The sequence below is a fragment of the Microcystis sp. LE19-195.1E genome (assembly GCF_027532095.1).
Taxonomy (GTDB): domain Bacteria; phylum Cyanobacteriota; class Cyanobacteriia; order Cyanobacteriales; family Microcystaceae; genus Microcystis; species Microcystis aeruginosa.
On the sequence record NZ_JAPZSZ010000315.1, the window covers coordinates 1 to 2,639 of the forward strand.

General features: G+C 43.7%; 3 protein-coding genes and 1 pseudogene. 3 read left to right on the plus strand and 1 reads right to left on the minus strand.

Annotation, left to right across the window (positions count from 1 at the left end; translation table 11 throughout):
• Positions 1 to 226 (minus strand): annotated as a pseudogene (locus tag O9300_RS17270) (hypothetical protein); the annotation flags it as partial.
• Between the two features lie 495 nt (positions 227 to 721).
• On the opposite strand from O9300_RS17270, the gene ndhC reads away from it, so the two are divergent.
• Genes ndhC through O9300_RS17285 form a run of 3 tightly spaced genes read left to right on the plus strand, consistent with a single transcriptional unit; the run spans position 722 to position 2,379 of the window.
• Positions 722 to 1,084, plus strand: coding sequence for a photosynthetic/respiratory NAD(P)H-quinone oxidoreductase subunit C (gene ndhC, locus O9300_RS17275; protein WP_002739390.1), 363 nt, complete (start codon positions 722 to 724; stop codon positions 1,082 to 1,084).
• A gap of 47 nt (positions 1,085 to 1,131) precedes the next feature.
• Entirely contained in the window at positions 1,132 to 1,875 is a 744-nt protein-coding gene (ndhK, locus tag O9300_RS17280; protein ID WP_002760976.1) for a photosynthetic/respiratory NAD(P)H-quinone oxidoreductase subunit K, read from the plus strand.
• Positions 1,876 to 2,379, plus strand: a complete 504-nt coding sequence (locus tag O9300_RS17285) for an NAD(P)H-quinone oxidoreductase subunit J (protein WP_002780471.1) — start codon at positions 1,876 to 1,878, stop codon at positions 2,377 to 2,379.
• Positions 2,380 to 2,639: the final 260 nt, after the last annotated feature.

Sequence of the window (2,639 nt, forward strand, 5' to 3'; positions counted from 1 at the left end):
TGTCAGTCTGTAGAGCGACCATAAGACCAGAACAGAGTAAATCTGTTAAGGCAGGTGCGAAAAATCCTTCGGGAAAGAAGCAGAAACCTAAATCGTGAGGTTTGGGAATCGCCGTCCGTTTTACGGCGGCGAGGATGTCAATGCCACCATAACCATAGGCATAGAGTTGTTCACTTCCCGTATAGTTGTAGTAGTCTGCTCCACTTGTACCGTAGTAAGTAGCCATGGCTTTACTCTCTTGTTTAGTTTTAGATAATGGCCAATATGCACTCTACCCCCCCCAGACTGTATCATACGCTACAATTTAATAAATCTTTACATTTATCTCCCTGGCTGGGGATACCCTAGTGGTGCTGAGAACTCTTGAAAGTTTTTCTGTACAAGGATTTGCCGTCAGACTGGGGGGTGTCAAAAGGAGCGGCCGTATGAGATGCTCAACTTTCCCAACTTAAAGTTATCCCCACACCAGATACTCTCCTCTTATTGCGATCGCTGCTTTGAGCCTGTGCATTAACAAACTATACTGCCTATCGGAAATTTTAGGACAAATGCTCGAACTGGCAACTCCGGCACTCCCGTACAATCTTAACGAGCAATCTGGATAAACATCTTCAATGCTGCTTTTGAGAAGGAGACGGGTTGCTAAAGCCTCTATAATAAGTAGCCATAGAGATGCCGACAACTTCCCCTGTCGATAGCGAATAAGGAGAAAAAAAACCCAGTGTTTGTCCTCAAAGGTTACGAGTATTTTCTAGGATTTCTGCTTGCTTGCAGTTTAGTACCAATCCTATCCCTAACTGCCTCCAAAGTCCTGCGGCCTAGTGGTGGTGGTCCGGAAAGACGCACCACTTATGAATCGGGGATGGAACCGATCGGCGGTGCTTGGATTCAGTTTAACATTCGTTATTATATGTTTGCCCTCGTTTTCGTGGTTTTTGACGTGGAAACCGTCTTTCTCTACCCTTGGGCAGTAGCTTTCAATCAATTGGGCCTATTAGCTTTTGTAGAAGCACTGATCTTTATTGCTATCCTTGTGGTTGCTCTCGTCTATGCTTGGCGAAAAGGAGCCTTAGAATGGTCATAACGGCCATAATTTTCCTTATTTTTGACTTTTCATAAGAGGATAACCCGATGAGTCCCAACCCTACCAGCGAATTTAAGCAAATTATCGAACAACAAAGCGAAAAAATCCTCAATCCCATCGAACGCACCAAAGTTACCCAGGATTTATCGGAAAATGTCATCCTCACCACCGTTGATGACCTGTATAACTGGGCGCGTTTGTCAAGTCTTTGGCCGATGCTATACGGTACAGCTTGCTGTTTTATCGAGTTCGCAGCCTTGATTGGTTCCCGTTTTGATTTCGATCGCTTTGGTTTAGTTCCCCGTTCTAGTCCCCGGCAAGCCGATTTAATCATCACTGCCGGTACAATCACCATGAAAATGGCCCCCGCTTTGGTGCGTCTGTATGAAGAAATGCCGGAACCTAAATACGTTATCGCCATGGGTGCCTGTACGATTACGGGGGGAATGTTCAGCAGTGACTCCACCACTGCGGTTAGAGGAGTAGATAAACTTATCCCCGTGGATGTCTATATACCCGGTTGTCCCCCTCGTCCGGAAGCGATTATCGATGCGATTATTAAACTGCGGAAAAAAGTCGCTAACGAATCTATTCAAGAACGCGGGACTGTCCTCCAGCAAACCAATCGTTATTACAGCACTACCCACAAAATGCAGGCCACGGAACCGATTCTTACGGGTAAATATCTGCAATCGGCCACCCGTCAAGCACCTCCGAAAGAGTTGCTAGAAGCCACCGGTATGCCTGTTCCCCCCGCTCTTTTGACCACGAAACAAAAGGAAGAAATCTAAATGACTGAAGAAACCACAGCTATTGTGCAAGCTGGCCCCACTTCGATTTGGTTAAGTGAAAATGGTTTTGAGCATCAAGCTTTAGAAGCTGACCATAGTGGTGTGGAATTGATTAAAGTAGAAGCAGACTTTTTAATTCCTCTGGCCACTGCTTTATACGCTTATGGCTTTAATTATCTCCAATGTCAGGGTGCTTACGATTTGGGACCGGGGAAAGAATTAGTTAGTTTCTATCATCTGGTCAAAGTAACCGATAATGTCGATAGTCCCGTGGAAGTGCGCTTAAAAGTCTTTCTTCCCAGAGATAATCCCCGGGTTGCCTCGGTTTACTGGATTTGGAAAGCAGCTGACTGGCAAGAACGAGAAAGTTATGATATGTTCGGCATTATTTATGAAGGACATCCCCACCTGAAACGGATTTTAATGCCGGAAGATTGGGTCGGTTGGCCTCTACGCAAAGATTACGTTTCTCCCGAATTCTACGAACTACAGGACGCTTACTAAGTCGAGAAATTAATCACTAATATCGGGTTAGAAGATATTTCTAGCCCGATTTTTTTGAGATTTAGGGACAAGATAAGCTATTAGACCTCTTGCATAATTTTTTTATGGTATAATATAAAGTTTTGCTTTTTTCTCAATTCTTAGATTGAAGTGGAAAAAAGAATAAAATGTGATCTTAGGTCAGGAAATCATCTATAATTTTGCTATGTTTATTAGCAAAATTATGGATTATCAAAACTTATCAGATGAACAATTCAAAC